General features: G+C 54.6%; 2 rRNA genes (1 of these 2 cut by a window edge). Both read left to right on the top strand.

The annotated features are described in order from the left end of the window. Positions 1-2,146, top strand: a 23S ribosomal RNA gene (locus tag IE095_RS18030); it begins 686 nt to the left of the window's first position. A gap of 111 nt (positions 2,147-2,257) precedes the next feature. Beyond that, a 5S ribosomal RNA gene (rrf, locus tag IE095_RS18025) occupies positions 2,258-2,372 on the top strand. The last annotated feature ends 128 nt before the right edge of the window (positions 2,373-2,500 follow it).

The following is a 2,500-nucleotide window of genomic DNA, read 5'->3' as shown; positions in this document are numbered from 1 at the left end:
ATCAGACCCGAAACCAGGTGATCTAGCCATGAGCAGGATGAAGGTTGGGTAACACCAACTGGAGGTCCGAACCAACACCCGTTGAAAAGGGTCTGGATGACTTGTGGCTAGGGGTGAAAGGCTAATCAAACCTGGAGATAGCTGGTTCTCCGCGAAAGCTATTTAGGTAGCGCCTCGGACGAATACCCACGGGGGTAGAGCACTGCATGGGTGATGGGGGCCCACAGCCTTACTGAGCCTAAGCAAACTCCGAATACCGTGGAGTACTATCCGGGAGACACACATCGGGTGCTAACGTCCGGTGTGAAGAGGGAAACAACCCTGACCTACAGCTAAGGCCCCTAATTCGTGGTTAAGTGGGAAAGCATGTGGGACGGCCAAAACAACCAGGAGGTTGGCTTAGAAGCAGCCATCCTTTAAAGATAGCGTAACAGCTCACTGGTCTAGATAAGCTGTCCTGCGGCGAAGATGTAACGGGGCTCAAACCACGAGCCGAAGCTTAGGATGCATAGCAATATGCGTGGTAGCGGAGCGTTCTGTGATATAGCTTCATGTGTTTTAACCGTCGTAAGACGGTGACGAACACGCGAAGCTTTCTGTGAAGCCGGGCTGTAAGGCATCCGGTGGAGAGATCAGAAGCGAGAATGTTGACATGAGTAGCGACAAAGAGGGTGAGAGACCCTCTCGCCGAAAGTCCAAGGGTTCCTGCTTAAAGCTAATCTGAGCAGGGTAAGCCGGCCCCTAAGGCGAGGCCGAAAGGCGTAGTCGATGGGAACCACGTTAATATTCGTGGGCCAGGAGGAAGTGACGGATCATTAACGTTGTCAGGCCTTATCGGATTGGTCTGGCAGCCGCGTGGTCCCTGGAAATAGCCCTCCATCAGACCGTACCCTAAACCGACACAGGTGGACTGGTAGAGAATACCAAGGCGCTTGAGAGAACCACATCAAAGGAACTCGGCAAAATGCCTCCGTAAGTTCGCGAGAAGGAGGCCCTGTCTGTGGGCAACCATGGGCAGGGGGCACAAACTAGGGGGTGGCGACTGTTTACTTAAAACACAGGGCTCTGCGAAGCCGTAAGGCGACGTATAGGGTCTGACGCCTGCCCGGTGCTGGAAGATTAAGAGGAGGGGTGCAAGCTCTGAATTGAAGTCCCAGTAAACGGCGGCCGTAACTATAACGGTCCTAAGGTAGCGAAATTCCTTGTCGGGTAAGTTCCGACCTGCACGAATGGCGTAACGATCTCCCCGCTGTCTCTGATGTGGACTCAGCGAAATTGAACTGTGTGTCAAGATGCACACTTCCCGCGGTTAGACGGAAAGACCCCATGCACCTTTACTCCAGCTTTGCACTGGTATCAGGAATGTGATGTGCAGGATAGGTGGTAGGCTTTGAAGCGGGGACGCTAGTCCTCGTGGAGCCTCCCTTGAGATACCACCCTTCGCCTTCTTGATATCTAACCGCGGTCCGTTATCCGGATCCGGGACCCTGCATGGTGGGGAGTTTGACTGGGGCGGTCGCCTCCCAAACAGTAACGGAGGCGCGCGATGGTAGGCTCAGACCGGTCGGAAATCGGTCGTTGAGTGCAATGGCAGAAGCCTGCCTGACTGCAAGACTGACAAGTCGAGCAGAGACGAAAGTCGGTCATAGTGATCCGGTGGTCCCAAGTGGGAGGGCCATCGCTCAACGGATAAAAGGTACGCTGGGGATAACAGGCTGATGATGCCCAAGAGTCCATATCGACGGCATCGTTTGGCACCTCGATGTCGGCTCATCTCATCCTGGGGCTGGAGCAGGTCCCAAGGGTATGGCTGTTCGCCATTTAAAGAGGTACGTGAGCTGGGTTTAGAACGTCGTGAGACAGTTCGGTCCCTATCTGCCGTGGGTGTAGGAGACTTGAGAAGAGTTGCCCCTAGTACGAGAGGACCGGGGTGAACGAACCACTGGTGGACCAGTTGTCGTGCCAACGGCAGTGCTGGGTAGCTATGTTCGGACAGGATAACCGCTGAAGGCATCTAAGCGGGAAGCCCCCTTCAAAACAAGGTCTCCCTGAGGGCCGTGGAAGACCACCACGTCGATAGGCCAGAGGTGTAAGAGCAGTAATGCTTTCAGCTGACTGGTACTAATTGCCCGATAGGCTTGATTTGATCCGGTAACAGCAAGACTGTAAAACCAGATCGTCAAATGCAGACTAACTTGAACAAATCCTGATGTTGTCCGGCGTGTGCTTAACACCACACGCCGCGTATTCTCCTCGGTTTGGTGGTCATAGCACGCGCAAAACACCCGATCCCATCCCGAACTCGGCCGTTAAGTGCCGTCGCGCCAATGGTACTCCGTCTCAAGACGTGGGAGAGTAGGTCACCGCCAAACCTAGAAGAATACGCAGCTCCCTCTCAACGATCTCAATCCAGACACCGCATGACGATGTCAACCACCGCGGGGTGGAGCAGCCCGGTAGCTCGTCAGGCTCATAACCTGAAGGCCGCAGGTTCAAATCC

Source organism: Neogemmobacter tilapiae (assembly GCF_014652215.1).
GTDB lineage: Bacteria > Pseudomonadota > Alphaproteobacteria > Rhodobacterales > Rhodobacteraceae > Neogemmobacter > Neogemmobacter tilapiae.
The sequence above is the reverse complement of the archived record's forward strand: the minus strand, read 5'-3'. Positions and strand labels throughout refer to the sequence as shown.